Annotated in this window: 11 protein-coding genes and 2 pseudogenes; 7 read left to right on the top strand and 6 right to left on the bottom strand. The window is 70.3% G+C overall.

All coding sequences use genetic code 11. The annotated features are described in order from the left end of the window. The first annotated feature begins 61 nt into the window (after positions 1–61). Complete coding sequence (locus tag FBY22_RS33640; RefSeq protein ID WP_142151751.1) at positions 62–970, top strand: sulfite exporter TauE/SafE family protein; 909 nt, start codon at positions 62–64, stop codon at positions 968–970. Between the two features lie 183 nt (positions 971–1,153). Then, positions 1,154–1,804, top strand: coding sequence for a DUF4360 domain-containing protein (locus tag FBY22_RS33635; protein ID WP_142151750.1), 651 nt, complete (start codon positions 1,154–1,156; stop codon positions 1,802–1,804). 79 nt (positions 1,805–1,883) lie between these two features. Here the strand turns inward: FBY22_RS33635 and FBY22_RS33630 are convergent. From FBY22_RS33630 to FBY22_RS33620, 3 genes and pseudogenes are all read right to left on the bottom strand, one after another. Beyond that, positions 1,884–2,647, bottom strand: a pseudogene (locus FBY22_RS33630) (intradiol ring-cleavage dioxygenase). 79 nt (positions 2,648–2,726) lie between these two features. Further along, entirely contained in the window at positions 2,727–2,915 is a 189-nt protein-coding gene (locus FBY22_RS33625; RefSeq protein WP_142151749.1) for a DUF397 domain-containing protein, read from the bottom strand. Beyond that, positions 2,912–3,735, bottom strand: a pseudogene (locus FBY22_RS33620) (helix-turn-helix domain-containing protein). The gene FBY22_RS33625 and the pseudogene FBY22_RS33620 overlap by 4 nt, the downstream one beginning before the upstream one ends. Positions 3,736–3,864: 129 nt before the next feature. On the opposite strand from FBY22_RS33620, the gene FBY22_RS33615 reads away from it, so the two are divergent. Further along, positions 3,865–4,344, top strand: coding sequence for an ATP-binding protein (locus FBY22_RS33615; RefSeq protein WP_142151748.1), 480 nt, complete (start codon positions 3,865–3,867; stop codon positions 4,342–4,344). A gap of 9 nt (positions 4,345–4,353) precedes the next feature. On the opposite strand, the gene FBY22_RS33610 is transcribed toward FBY22_RS33615, so the two are convergent. Further along, positions 4,354–4,839, bottom strand: coding sequence for a DUF4328 domain-containing protein (locus tag FBY22_RS33610; RefSeq protein ID WP_160159945.1), 486 nt, complete (start codon positions 4,837–4,839; stop codon positions 4,354–4,356). 173 nt (positions 4,840–5,012) lie between these two features. On the opposite strand from FBY22_RS33610, the gene FBY22_RS33605 reads away from it, so the two are divergent. Continuing rightward, positions 5,013–5,984 (top strand): arabinan endo-1,5-alpha-L-arabinosidase, encoded by a 972-nt coding sequence (locus FBY22_RS33605; protein ID WP_142151746.1) that lies wholly within the window; start codon positions 5,013–5,015, stop codon positions 5,982–5,984. A 222-nt stretch (positions 5,985–6,206) separates the two neighbouring features. On the opposite strand, the gene FBY22_RS33600 is transcribed toward FBY22_RS33605, so the two are convergent. After that, the gene (locus FBY22_RS33600; protein WP_142151745.1) at positions 6,207–7,880 is read right to left on the bottom strand and encodes a histidinol-phosphate transaminase; all 1,674 of its coding nucleotides are present in this window, start codon (positions 7,878–7,880) and stop codon (positions 6,207–6,209) included. A 315-nt stretch (positions 7,881–8,195) separates the two neighbouring features. Here FBY22_RS33600 and araB point away from each other — a divergent pair, with 315 nt between their 5' ends. From araB to araD, 3 genes are read left to right on the top strand one after another with little or no spacing between them, the layout of a single operon-like run. After that, positions 8,196–9,848: a ribulokinase gene (gene araB, locus FBY22_RS33595; protein WP_142151744.1), complete on the top strand. Its 1,653-nt coding sequence runs from the start codon at positions 8,196–8,198 to the stop codon at positions 9,846–9,848. A 29-nt stretch (positions 9,849–9,877) separates the two neighbouring features. After that, a complete protein-coding gene (gene araA, locus FBY22_RS33590; RefSeq protein ID WP_142151743.1) occupies positions 9,878–11,398 on the top strand; it encodes an L-arabinose isomerase in 1,521 nt (506 codons plus the stop codon). Further along, complete coding sequence (gene araD / locus FBY22_RS33585; RefSeq protein WP_142151742.1) at positions 11,395–12,099, top strand: L-ribulose-5-phosphate 4-epimerase AraD; 705 nt, start codon at positions 11,395–11,397, stop codon at positions 12,097–12,099. The genes araA and araD overlap by 4 nt, the downstream gene beginning before the upstream one ends. An 85-nt stretch (positions 12,100–12,184) precedes the next feature. On the opposite strand, the gene FBY22_RS33580 is transcribed toward araD, so the two are convergent. Then, entirely contained in the window at positions 12,185–13,339 is a 1,155-nt protein-coding gene (locus FBY22_RS33580) for an aldose epimerase family protein (RefSeq protein WP_142151741.1), read from the bottom strand. Positions 13,340–13,375 lie beyond the last annotated feature (36 nt).

Here is a 13,375-nt window from a genome sequence, read left to right as displayed (position 1 = left end):
GTCCTCAGGTTGACGTCCTAGGGTCCCGTCCCGTTCACCGGCACCAGGACGGGACCGACACATGCGCACGCTGATCCTGCTCGCTCTCGCGGGTCTGGGCGCCCAACTCGTGGACGGCAGCCTCGGCATGGCGCACGGGGTGATCTCGACCGTGCTGCTGCTCGCCCTGGGGACGACCCCGGCCGCCGCCTCGGCCATCGTGCACTTCGCGCAGATCGGCACCGGACTGGTCTCGGGCGCCTCGCACGCCCGCTTCGGCAACGTCGACTGGAAGGTCGTGATCCGGATCGGTGTCCCCGGCGCCGTGGGCGCCTTCGTCGGCGCGACCGTGCTGTCCCACCTGTCCACCGCGCTCGCCGAGCCGGTCATGGCGGTGATCCTGCTCGCCCTCGGCCTCTACGTCACCTGGCGCTTCACGGTGCGCGGCGTCCCCCGGGGGAAGGCGGGCCGGCCGCTGGGCAAACGGTTCCTGGTGCCGGTCGGGCTGGTCGCCGGGTTCCTCGGCGCCACCGGCGGGGGCGGCTGGGGACTGATCGGCACACCCGCGCTGCTGGCCGGCGGGCGCCTGGAGCCGCGCAAGGTGGTCGGCTCGGTCGACGCGAGCAAGGCGCTGGTGGCGCTCGCCGCGAGCCTGGGCTTCCTGTTCTCGCTCGGCTCGCACGGCGTGAACTGGCCGCGGGTGCTCGCGTTCCTCGTCGGCGGCACGGTCATCGCCCCGGTCGCCGCCTGGCTGGCCCGCTTCGTCGCCCCGCGCATCCTCGGCTCGACCGTGGGCGGCCTGATCGTCCTGCTCAACGCCCGCACCCTGCTCGCCGACTGGATCCACGTCCCCGGCACGGTCGGCGCGTGCGTGTACGTCGTCCTCTACGGCCTGTGGGCAGCCGCCCTGGCGCACTCGGTCCGCGCCCATCGCCGGGAGAGGGACACCCGGCCCGAACCCGCCGGGGAGCGGCAACCGGTGAGCGCCTGAGCGGGTGTGAAATCCGCGGATGTGAATGGCCGGAGTTCGCCCTGACCGCCGCTCCCGCGGCTTTCTACGATGCGGATCGCCTCCGGTCTTCACAGAAACCTCACTGTTTCTCCAGAGAGTTCTCCGAGCTCTCCGGGGGGGCCGGGGCGTGCCACCCCCCACTCACAGAATCCGGAGAGACCCATGTCTGGCGGACTCCTGCTGGGCGGCGCCGTAGCCGCTCTCCTCACCACCGCGATACCCGCGAACCCTCACTCGGGCGTCTTCGACAACCCGCCCCCGGACAAGATCGTCATCGACGTCGCGACCGTGAACGGCTCCGGCTGCCCCGCGGGCACGGCGGCCGTCGCCGTCGCCCCGGACAACACGGCCTTCACGGTGACCTACAGCCAGTACCTCGCGCAGGCCGGCGGCAACTCCGACCCCACGGCCTTCCGCAAGAACTGCCAGCTCAACCTGATCGTGCACGTCCCGCAGGGCTTCACCTACGCGGTCGCCAGCGCCGACTACCGGGGCTTCCTCTCGCTCCAGCCGGGGGCGAGCGCCACGCAGAAGGCGTCGTACTACTTCCAGGGCTCCTCGAACACCGTGCCCAAGACCCACCCGTTCAGCGGCTCGTACAACGACGACTGGCAGGCGACCGACTCCACCGACTGGGCCCAGCTCGTCTGGGCGCCCTGCGGGGTCCAGCGCAACTTCAACATCAACACCGAGCTGAGAGTGAACGCCGGGACCTCGAACCCGGGCAAGGTCAGCTTCATGACGATGGACTCGACCGACGGGGACATCAGCACCGTGTACCACATGGCGTGGAAGGAGTGCCCGGCGTCCTGAGCCGGCGGAGTCCGGCACACGGAAAGGGGGTGGCCCCCGGTGCGGGCCACCCCTGCCGTGTGGGGACGGAAGCGCGGCGTCAGCTCCGGTCGACGCCCAGCGTGAGGGTGCCGGTGTAGCCGGAGGGGGTCGAGGGACCCAGGGCCGTCAGGGTGAGCAGCCCGGAGGAGGCGCCCCCGCCGTCGTAGATGGAGTCCTGGGACAGTGTGGTGCGGGTGACCGTGTTCGTCGAGTACGGCGAGACCTTCGCGACCTTGGCCGTCACCGACTCGTCGAAGAAGAGTTGTCCGGTGTGGAGTTCGGTGCCGCCGGTGAACGAGCCGTCGGAGGACAGCGTGACGCCGGTGTGCACCTTGACGTGGATGTGCACGCAGCGGCCCCGGTACCAGCCGGGGTAGATCGTGGTCAGGTCGGCGACGCCCGACGCGTTCGTCAGGACACCGCCGCGCAGGAAGGTGCCGTCGTCGCTCTCGTTGTGGCCGTTGTTGCCGACGTAGCCCGAGTACTCGCCGAGCGCGTCGGCGTGCCAGAGCTCGACCAGCGCGTTGGGTACGACGGCGCAGGAGGAGTCCACGACGGTCAGGGCGAGCTTGAGCGGGATGCCCGCCTTGCCTTCGGTGAGGTCGGAGCGGACGAGCGCTCCGTCTAGGTAGTAGGGGCCTTCGGTCATCTCCTTGGTGAGGGTGCAGACGGCCGCGGCGACGGGCTGCGTGTCGGCCGTGTTCGCGGCGGCCGGGCTCCGGGCGCGGCGGCGCCCACGGCGAGGGTCGCGGCGGTGGCACCCGTGGCGATCAGCAGGGTGCGGCGCCCGATGGGGTTCGCTGCTTCTGGGGTGTCTGTCATGGACACGGCACCGTAGGAGCGGAGTCTGTTGCCGAGCTGTCAGTTCCGCAAAGTGACGCCTCGTCAAGTTCCTTGTCGGTCAGGCTTGTCGGCGGGCGTGCACCAGGAAGTCCGTCCAGCAGTCCGGCGAGAGTACGAGCCGGTTGCCCTGCCGGTTCTTGGAGTCACGGACGTGGACGGTGCCGGGGGTGAGGGCGACCTCGACGCAGTCGCCGTCGCCGCTGCTGCTGTAGCTCGACTTGAACCAGTGCAGTTCGCCGCTGCTCATAGCACTCCTCGCATCCGCTCCAACAGGCTCACGGAGTCTTCGGGGGTGAGAGCCTGCGAACGCATCCTGGCATACCGCCTCTGGAGCACGCTGATCTCTTTCGGGTCACTGATGAACAGCCCGCCGCGCTGACCTTCGTTGTAGGCGAACCACCGTTTCTCAGGCGTCTCGAGCAGCTGCACGGGACCCGCCAGGCCGGCGTGCGTGCCGTGCGTCAGCGGCATGAGCTGGATCTCGACGTTCCGCAACTGTCCGATCTCCAGCAGGTGATCGATGGGTTCGCGCGTGACCTCGACTCCGCCCGTGCGCCGGAGGAAGAGGTGCTCCTCCAGGATGAAGCTGTACGCCGTGTTCGGTCGCTCACGCAGCAGCCGCTGTCGCTCGGCTCGCGCGGACCACCGCTCCTCGATCTGGACGTCGTCCAGAGGTGGCAGCTGCCCCTCGAACAGGGCCCTGGCGTACGCCTCCGTCTGCAACAGGCCGGGATCATACGGCCTTCGTACGTGTACAAGCTGATCGCCAGCTGCTCCAGCCGCGCCCACCGCCGAAACCACGCCGCCAACCCCGGCTGGCGGGCCAGCGTCGGCAGCGCCTTCCGGAGCGCACCCGTGTTGCCCAGCAGTTCCTCCGCCCGTTCCACGAACGCCGGGTCGGGCATGCGTCGTCCCAACTCCACGGACGCCACCGTGTGTTTGGAGAACCGGACGAGATCGGCGTACTCCTCCCGGGTCATCCCCGCGTGCTCCCGCAGGGCCTGATGCACCGCCCCGAACGTCCGAATGCTGTCCGACGACTCCGGCTCACCGCCACCATCGACCACAGTCGGTCACCTCCCGCGCTCATGGTCACGGCCCGTCACGAGTACTGTCCAGCCCGTGACCGCGTACGCTGCGGCGGCGTACGCGCGCCGGACCTGGTGAAGGCGGGTGAGAGCCGGTCGGATGGGGGCATGACCGCACGTCCAGCCCCCCAAAGCCCGGTTACCGTACGTACGTTCACCCAGCGCCTCAGTCCGACCCCGCGCGGTGCCCGGCTGGCCCGTCGCCTCGCCGTCGGCCAGTTGCACGCCTGGGGCATCCCGCACGGCACCCCGCCCTCCGACGCCGTGGCCGCGATCGTCGCCGAGCTCGCCGCCAACGCCGTCACCCACGGCCGGGTGCCGGGACGGGACTTCGAGCTGAGGCTCTCGCTCGTCACCGGCAGCGTCCGCGTCGAGGTCACCGACACGCGTGACGACCTGAGACCGCCCGCCCCCGGTGCCGTACGGACGCCCGATCCTCTCGGCGAGCACGGTCGCGGTCTCGTCCTGGTCGACGCCCTCGCCGACCGCTGGGAGGTTCTGGACCGCGAGGCGCCCGGAAAGACCGTGCGGGCCGAGGTCGACGTGCCCGGGTGGCGCTCCCTGGCCGGCCCGGCGACGGGCGCCTGAGCGCCTGCGTCAGACGGTTGCCACTCCCCGCGCCGCCGGCCGGAGAGCGGCCAGGGCGGTGCCCTGACGGATGGTGACGCGCTGGATCAGGGCTGACGGCGAGACCGGCCGCGGCGACGAACAGGGCCTCGGAGAGGACCAGGAAGTCCCGAGCAGCAGTCCGCGGGGGAACCACAGGTTGGCCACCGGGACCAGCCATGCCGCGACGGCCCAGACGTCCGACCCCAGGGCGGCGTCGGGCGAGATCAGCCGGGCGTTGTTCCGGCAGCGGCCGAACCACACCAGGAAGAGCACGGCCGCGACCGTCGCCGCGTACACCAGCAGCATCGACGCGAACGCCGACCGGTGGGCCGACGTGCTCGCGGGATGCAGGCGATGTGCCCGGACGGTCGCGGCCCGGAACACCTCCGCGGCGGCGGCCACGGGTATCGCTCCCTGAGTGAGGCGGGCGAGGAGCAGGGGAGCCCGGCTGTCCGGTCTGACGGGTTCGGTCATGGTGGGGAGCATAGGTGTCCACCTGTGCGATCTCCGGCAACTTCCGTGACTGCGCGGACCATTGACGCGCAAGGGGTTCGATTCTACGGTCCGTCCGAGACTCTGATCGGCGATCGGTATCTCGAACGAATGCACCTCATCCTGGAGCGTCCCCCCATCACAAGGAGCTCAGCGTGAGCCGCACCCCCCGCACCAGAACCGCTCTCCTAGCCGTCCCCGCCGCCCTTCTGCTCGCGCTGATCCCGAGCGCGGCCTCGGCGTACCCGAACCCCGGCACGGTCACCGGCAGTGTCGTCGTCCACGACCCGACGATGATCCGCACCTCGGCCGGCCGTTACCTGCTCTACGCCACGGGCGGCGGACTGGCGTACAAGACCTCGACCGACCGGATCGCGTTCAGTGCCGGTGGCGACGCCTTCCCCACCAAGCCGAGCTGGTGGTCGTCCTACGCGACCGAGGCATGGGCGCCGGACATCTCGTACCACGGCGGCAAGTACCTGATGTACTACGCCGTCTCGACCTTCGGCTCCAACAAGTCCGCGATCGGGATGGCCACTTCGAGCACCGGACTGCCCGGTTCCTGGACCGACCAGGGGACCGTCTACACCTCCACCACCTCCAGCGACTACAACGCCATCGACCCGAACCTGTTCGTGGATGACGACGGCAAGTGGTGGCTGTCGTTCGGAAGTTGGTGGACGGGGATCAAGATGATCCAGATCAACCCGTCGACCGGGAAACAGCTCTCCTCCAACACCACCCGGTACTCCATCGCCGCCCGCCCGACGGGGACCAAGGCGGTCGAGGCGCCGTACGTCGTCAAGCGCAACGGCTACTACTACCTCTTCGCCTCCTACGACGTCTGCTGCCAGGGCACCAGCTCGACGTACAAGGTGAAGGTCGGCCGGGCCGCCGCCGTCACCGGCCCGTACTACGACAAGAGCGGCGTCGCCATGACGAACAACGGTGGTACGCCCGTGCTGGAGTCGCACGGCAGCGTCATCGGCCCCGGCGGGCAGTCCATCATGAACGACTCCGACGGCGACCTGATCGTCTACCACTACTACGACGGCAACGACAACGGCACGCCCAAGCTCGGCATCAACCTGCTGAACTGGAGCAGCGGTTGGCCCGTGGCGTACTAGCCGACGACCGCTCGTCCATCCGTACGGGTTAATAGCCCCGCTCTGTGCGCTTTCGGTGAAGATCAAAGTGATAGGAAACACCTTGACCGAACTTCTCCACGCCGAGCGCGTACAGCACCCCGAAGGCGGCCGGTTTCCTGAACGCCGGGTGCCTGCAGCGCCCCGTAAGGGGCGCGGGGAACTGCGCGACCGGCCACATCAGACCCGCACCCGACGACACGACTAGCCGGCCTGCCCCATCCCCGCCGCGTTCGGCCAGCTCTGCGCGTTCGGCCACCCCGTGGCGGGAGCCGGAGTCAGCCCCGGCCCGGTGGTCCCCCGCACCTGCGCGGCGGTGAGCCCACCCCGAGCCGGCACCCCCGGCGGCGTGGGCCCGGGCATGGCGGCGGCCGGCGCCATCGGTGCTGCCGCCGGCATGGGAGCAGGGGCCGGCATGGGAGCGGGCGCCGGCATCGGAGCAGGAGTCGGCATCGGGGCGGGCACCGGCGCGGGCGCGGACATCGGCATCGCAGCGGGCGCCGGCGCGGGCATCGGCGCGGGCGCCTGCATGGGAGCCGGCGCCTGCATGGGTACCGGCGCCTGCATGGGAGTCGGCACCGGCTGCGGCCCCGCCTGAGCCGCCGCGGGCACCGGCATCGGCATCCCGACCCCGCCCCCGGCGAAGGCCTGCGCGGCGAGCGGGATACCGGCCCCGTTGGTCTCGCTGACCAGCCGGTCCACGGCCGCCGTACCCGAGCTGTAGCTGGTCCCGGCGCCCAGCTCGGGCACGGCGGCTCCCCTCCTGGTCCCGTAGAGCACCTGTTCCATGCCGGACACCAGGCGACGCACGTCCGTCTGGGGGCGCACCACGAGCCGCAGGAAGCGGCTGGAAGAACCGATCTTGTTGCCGCACTCGCGGACCAGGATCCGGTGCTCGGTGAGCATCCGGTCCCGGACCACACTGCCTTCGGCGCCCACGGGAAGGCGCACGAAGAGGAAGTTGCCCTGGGAGGGATAGACGGTCAGCCCGGGCAGCGCGGAGAGCTGACCGGCCATGTCGAGGCGGTCCCGGCGCACCTGCTGCAGGCTCTGCGCGTACTCCGAGCCGTGCTCCTTCAGCATGAACACCACGTGCTCGGCGAAGGAGTTGAGGTTCCACTTGGGCAGCATCGAGCGGACCTTGCCGGCCAGGGCGGGATTGGCGACGAGGTAGCCGAAGCGGATGCCGTGCAGGCCGAAGTTCTTGCCGAGGCTGCGCAGCACGACCACGTTGGGGCGGATCATCGCCTCCTGCACGACCGACGGCTCGGCCTCCGCGTCGGCGAACTCCAGGAACGACTCGTCGACGACGACCAGGTCCAGGTCGGCCATCGCGTCCATGAACTGCACGAGCGACTGCTTGTGCAGATAGCCGCCGTCGGGGTTGTTCGGGTTGCAGACCACCGCGACCCGGGTGCCCCGCTTGCGTATGAACTCGGCGTACTGGGCCAGGTCCAGGGCGAAGCCGCTCGACTCCTGCAGCGGGAACATGTCGACCCGCTTGCCGGTCTCCATCGGCTGGTCGGTCCAGCGGCCGAAGGTGGGGACGGGGATGGCGAGGGACTCGCGGACCAGCAGGTGGTCGATCCAGGTGATCAGCTCGGTCGAGCCGTTGCCCATGGCCACGCACTGCGGCGGCAGCTGCAGCAGGTCGCACAGCTCGGCGGTGATCGTGTCGGCACTGCTCGGGTAGTACGTGATGATGTCGCGGAGGCGGGCCGACATCTCCTCGAACATGGCCGGGGTGGGGAAGTACGGATTGCAGGGGATACAGAAGTCGATCGGACCGGCCCCGTCGCCGCCCTCCCGCGCCAACGCAGCCATCGACGGACTGTGGGCCGCGGTGCTGCGGAACAGCGAGGTGACGTTGTCGGCCATGGAACCTCCGTATGGGGCGGGCCCGCTGGGGAGGATCGGGCCCGTCGTCTTTGGGTGGCCCGCGCGGGGGAGCACGGGCCGCACCTAGATACGGGGGCCGGGGTGACGGTGTTCAACTCCCGGCGAAACCTTGCGAAGCGCCGAGCGCGACCCAACTGGTGCCCGGATCGGCCCCGTTCGACCCTTCACGCGGGACCTGACGGCCCATGCCCGCAGGTCGCGCCCACGGACACCATGGAGGGGTGATGCCGTCGCTTCGCGTCACGTTTCCGAACGCCGATCGAAATATCGAACAATTGGAAGGGTGGCTGGCTGATGAACCCCGAACTCTGCGTCGTGGGAGTCGACTTCGGCACGCTGTCGGGACGGGCGGTGGTGGTGCGGGTCGGCGACGGCGCGGAACTGGCGTCGGCCGAGCACGTCTACGCGCACGCCGTGCTGGACCGGGAACTGCCCGACGGCACGCAGCTGCCTCCGGACTGGGCGCTTCAGGATCCGGCCGACTGGATCGACGTGCTGCGCACCGCCGTACCGGAGGCGTTGGCGGCGGCGGGGGTGCGGCCGGAGCAGGTGATCGGGATCGGCACGGACTTCACCGCGTGCACGGTGCTGCCCGCGCTGGCCGACGGCACCCCGCTGTGTGAGCTGCCGGGGCTGGCGGGCCGTCCGCACGCCTATCCCAAGCTGTGGAAGCACCATGCCGCGCAGGGGCAGGCGGACCGGATCAACGCGCTGGCAGCGGAGCGCAAGGAGGCGTGGCTGGAGCGGTACGGCGGGAAGGTCTCCTCGGAGTGGGAGTTCGCCAAGGCGCTGCAGGTGCTGGAGGAGGATCCGGAGGTCTACCGGCGTACCGAGCGGTGGCTGGAGGCGGCGGACTGGATCGTGTGGCGGCTGTGCGGCAGGTATGTCCGCAACGCCTGCACGGCCGGGTACAAGGGCCAGTACCAGGAGAGCCGGTATCCCTCCCGCGAGTATCTGGCCGCGCTGCATCCGGACTTCGCCGGCTTCGTCGCCGACAAGCTGGACCAGCCCATCGCCCAACTCGGCGATCGAGCAGGCGGGCTGGGCGCGGAGGCGGCGGCCTGGACGGGCCTGCCGGAGGGCATCGCGGTGTGCGTCGGCAATGTGGACGCGCATGTGACGGCCCCGGCGGCGGTGGCGGTGGAGCCGGGGCAGATGGTCGCGATCATGGGCACCTCGACCTGTCATGTGATGAGTTCCGACCACTACGGCACGGTGCCCGGGATGTGCGGCATCGTCGACGGCGGAATCCTGCCGGGCCTGTGGGGTTATGAGGCGGGGCAGAGCGGGGTCGGTGACATCTTCGGCTGGTTCGTACGCACCGGCTTTCCCGCCGGGTACGCCGCCGCGGCCCAGGCGGCCGGGCAGGACCCGCACGAGTACCTGACCGGCCTCGCCGCCCGGCAGAAGGTCGGCGAGCACGGGCTCATCGCCCTGGACTGGCACAGCGGCAACCGCTCGGTCCTGGTCGACCACGACCTCAGCGGTGTGATCGTGGGCCAGACCCTGGCCACCCGCCCCGAGGACATCTACCGCGCCCTGCTGGAGGCGACCGCCTTCGGCACCCGGACCATCATCGAGGCCTTCGAGAGCGCCGGGGTCCCCGTCCAGGAGCTCATCGTCGCGGGCGGGCTGACCAAGAACGCCCTGCTCATGCAGATCTACGCCGACGTCACCCGCCGTCCGCTGAGCGTCATCGCCTCCGCCCAGGGCCCCGCGCTGGGCGCGGCGACGCACGCGGCCGTCGCGGCGGGCGCCTACCCCGACATCCGTATCGCCGCCCGGGCGATGGGCAAGGTCGAGCGCGGTGTCCACCTCCCCGACCCGCACCGGGCCGCGGCCTACGACCGCCTCTACGCCGAGTACCGCACCCTGCACGACTACTTCGGACGCGGCGCCAACGACGTCATGCACCGCCTGCGCCGCATCCGCACCGAAGCCTCCTGACGAACCGGATCTCCCCGAAAGGAACCGTCATGACCGCACCGAACGAGACCTACCAGCCTCAGGAGATCTGGTTCCTCACCGGAAGCCAGAGCCTCTACGGCGAGGACACCCTGAAGCAGGTCGCCGAACAGTCCCGCCGGATCGCCGCCATCCTCGACGAGTCGCCGAAGATACGCGCCCGGATCGTGTGGAAGCCGGTCCTCGCGGACGCCGACTCGATCCGCCGGATGTGCCAGGAGGCCGGCGCCTCCGACACCTGCACGGGCGTGATCGTGTGGATGCACACCTTCTCCCCGGCCAAGATGTGGATCGGCGGACTCGGCGTCCTGAACCGGCCGGTGCTGCACCTGCACACGCAGTTCAATCTGTCGCTGCCCTGGTCGAGCATCGACATGGACTTCATGAACCTCAACCAGGCCGCCCACGGCGACCGGGAGTTCGCCCACATCGAGGCGCGCCTGGGGGTGCCCCGCAAGATCGTCGCCGGGCATGTCACCGACCCCCGGGTGATCGCCCGCGTCGCCGCCTGGTCCCGGGCCGCGGCCGGCCGGCAGGCCGCCCGCACCCTGCGCCTGGCCCGCTTCGGCGACAACATGCGCGACGTCGCCGTCACCGAGGGGGACAAGGTCGAGGCGGAGCTGCGCTTCGGCTACTCCGTGAACACCTACGCCGTGAACGACCTGGTCGCGCAGGTCGACGAGGTCGAGGACAAGGCGGCCGCCGAACTCGCCGCCGAGTACGCGGAGTCGTACGACGTGGTGCCGATCCTGCGGCCGGACGGCCCCCGCCACGACTCGCTGGTGTACGAGGCCCGGGTCGAACTCGCCCTGCGCGCCTTCCTGCTCGACGGCGGCTTCACCGCCTTCACCACCAACTTCGAGGACCTCGGTGGCCTGCGCCGGCTGCCCGGACTCGCCGTCCAGCGGCTGATGGCCGACGGCTACGGCTTCGGCGCCGAGGGCGACTGGAAGACCTCCGCGCTGCTGCGCACCATGAAGGTCATGGGCGCCGGCCGGCACGGCGGCACCACGTTCATGGAGGACTACACCTACCACCTGGGCCCCGGTACCCCGCGCATTCTCGGCGCCCACATGCTGGAGGTCTGCCCGTCCATCGCCGCCGCCCGGCCCCGCTGCGAGATCCACCCGCTGTCCATCGGCGGGCGCGAGGACCCGGTCCGGCTGGTCTTCGACGCGGCCCCGGGCCCTGCCGTGGTCGTCGGCCTGTGCGATCTCGGCGACCGCTTCCGGCTCACCGCCAACACCGTCGACGTCGTGGCCAGTGAACCGCTGCCCTATCTGCCGGTCGCCCGGGCCGTGTGGGTGCCGCGTCCGTCGCTGGCCGAGTCGGCCGAGAGCTGGCTGCTGGCCGGCGCCCCGCACCACACCGTGCTCAGCTCCGCCGTGGACCTGGAGACCCTGACCGACTACGCCTCCATGGCCGACGTCGAACTGCTCACCATCGACGAGCACACCACCTCGGACCAGTTGGCCAAGGAGATCCGCTGGAACTCCGCCTACTACCGCCTCACCCCCAGGAGCCGGTCATGACCACGCATGTCCTGGACGCGCTGCGGCAGGAGGTCCTGGAGGCCAACCTCGCCATCCCCCGGGCCGGCCTCGCGACCCTGACCTGGGGCAATGTGAGCGGGGTCGACCGGGAGGCGGGGGTCTTCCTCATCAAGCCGTCGGGAGTGCCGTACGAGGAACTGAAGGCGGACGACCTGGTGACGGTACGGCTGTCCGACGGGGCCGTCGTCGACGGCCGGCTGCGGCCCTCCACCGACACCGAGACCCACCGGTGCCTGTACCTGGCGTTCCCCTCCGTCGGGGGCGTCACCCACACCCACTCCACCCATGCGGTGGCCTTCGCCCAGGCCCGCCGGGACATCCCCGTCCTCGGCACCACGCACGCGGACACCTTCAACGGGCCCGTCCCGTGCACGCCCGACCTCACCCCCGAGCAGTGCGCGAAGGACTACGAGTACAACACCGGCCGGATCATCGTCGACCTGCTGGAGGGCGACGACGACCGGGCGATCGAGGTCCCCGGCGTGCTGGTCGCCAACCACGGGCCGTTCACCTGGGGCGCGAGTGCCCGCAGGTCAGTGGAGCACGCGATCATCTGCGAGGCCGTCGCCGACATGGCGATCCACACCATGGCGCTGGCCGCCACGGCCCCGCCGCCCCGCCACCTGCTCGACCGCCACTACACCCGCAAGCACGGTCCGGGCGCCTACTACGGAAACTGACCGTCCCGGCGACGCGGAAGGCGGCCCGTGCGCACAGCACGGGCCGCCTTCTCACTTCATTCGCGGGTCAGCAGGGTCAGCAGGGTCAGCAGCCGAAGGTGTGGACGGTGCTCGTCCGGTACGTCTGCCCGGGACGCAGGACCGTCGACGGGAAGTTCGCGTGGTTCGGCGCGTCCGGGAAGTGCTGGGTCTCCAGGCACAGCGCGTCACCCTGACGGTAGGTGTGGCCGCCGGTGCCGGTGAGCGTGCCGTCGAGGAAGTTGCCGGAGTAGAACTGCAGGCCCGGCTGGTCCGTGGCGATCTTCAGGGTGCGGCCGGAGCGCGGGTCGCGCAGGGTGGCGACGTGCTCGGGCTTGGCGGTGATGCCCTTGTCCAGGACCCAGTTGTGGTCGTAGCCCTTGGCCTGCACCTGCTGGACGTGGCCGGCGCGGATGTCCCGGCCGATGGTCTTGGTCTTGCGGAAGTCGAAGGGCGTGCCCGCGACCTTCGCCAGCTCACCGGTCGGGATCAGACCCGAGTCGGTGGGCGTGTACCGGCCGGCGGCGATCGACAGCTCGTGGTCCTCGATCGTGCCGGTGCCCTCGCCGCCGAGGTTCCAGTACACGTGGCTGGTCAGGTTGACGACGGTGGCCTTGTCGGTGGTGGCCTCGTAGTCGATGCGCCAGTCGCCGTGCTTGGTGAGGGTGTACGTCACCTTCGCCTTGAGCGTGCCCGGGTAGCCCATCTCGCCGTCGACGGACGTGTAGTACAGGTGGAGGCCGACGTCGGAGCCCTTGGTGAACGGCTCGACGTCCCAGATGTGCTTGTCGAAGCCCTGGGTGCCGCCGTGCAGGCTGTTGACGCCGTCGTTCACGGACAGCTGGTAGCTCTTGCCGTCCAGGGTGAACTGGCCCTTGGCTATGCGGTTGCCGTAACGGCCGATCAGCGCCCCGAAGTACGGGGTCTTGGCGACGTAGTCCTCGATGTTGTCGAAGCCGAGGGAGACGTTGGCGTAGTGGCCCTTGCGGTCCGGGATCTCCAGACCCTGGACGACACCGCCCCAGTTGAGGACCTTCAGCCGCGTGCCGCCGTTCTCCAGCGACCAGCGGTAGACCTTGGTGCCGTCGGCGAGCTTGCCGAAGAGCTCCTTCACCGGCTTCCTGCCTCCCGAGGCGGCCTCGGCCGTACCTGTGCCGAGGGTGGTCGCGGCGATGCCCGCCGCCGCGGCTCCTGCGATGACCGTGCGTCTGTTCAGTTCCATGTTGCGGCTCCCGTAAAGGGGTGGGGCCCCGCCTTG

Origin of the sequence: Streptomyces sp. SLBN-31, assembly GCF_006715395.1 — a bacterium.
Classification (GTDB): Bacteria; Actinomycetota; Actinomycetes; order Streptomycetales; family Streptomycetaceae; genus Streptomyces.
Note: the sequence above shows the minus strand (reverse complement) of the source record. Positions and strands in the feature narration are given on the sequence as shown.

What these genes read in the sequence shown, in the direction of transcription:
- FBY22_RS33625 (WP_142151749.1), bottom strand. Translation starts at nt 2,915, where the DNA reads ATGAGCAGCGGCGAACTGCACTGGTTCAAGTCGAGCTACAGCAGCAGC.
- FBY22_RS33600 (WP_142151745.1), bottom strand. Translation starts at nt 7,880, where the DNA reads ATGGCCGACAACGTCACCTCGCTGTTCCGCAGCACCGCGGCCCACAGT.
- araA (WP_142151743.1), top strand. Translation starts at nt 9,878, where the DNA reads ATGACCGCACCGAACGAGACCTACCAGCCTCAGGAGATCTGGTTCCTC.
- FBY22_RS33640 (WP_142151751.1), top strand. Translation starts at nt 62, where the DNA reads ATGCGCACGCTGATCCTGCTCGCTCTCGCGGGTCTGGGCGCCCAACTC.
- FBY22_RS33635 (WP_142151750.1), top strand. Translation starts at nt 1,154, where the DNA reads ATGTCTGGCGGACTCCTGCTGGGCGGCGCCGTAGCCGCTCTCCTCACC.
- araB (WP_142151744.1), top strand. Translation starts at nt 8,196, where the DNA reads ATGAACCCCGAACTCTGCGTCGTGGGAGTCGACTTCGGCACGCTGTCG.
- araD (WP_142151742.1), top strand. Translation starts at nt 11,395, where the DNA reads ATGACCACGCATGTCCTGGACGCGCTGCGGCAGGAGGTCCTGGAGGCC.
- FBY22_RS33610 (WP_160159945.1), bottom strand. Translation starts at nt 4,839, where the DNA reads ATGACCGAACCCGTCAGACCGGACAGCCGGGCTCCCCTGCTCCTCGCC.
- FBY22_RS33615 (WP_142151748.1), top strand. Translation starts at nt 3,865, where the DNA reads ATGACCGCACGTCCAGCCCCCCAAAGCCCGGTTACCGTACGTACGTTC.
- FBY22_RS33580 (WP_142151741.1), bottom strand. Translation starts at nt 13,339, where the DNA reads ATGGAACTGAACAGACGCACGGTCATCGCAGGAGCCGCGGCGGCGGGC.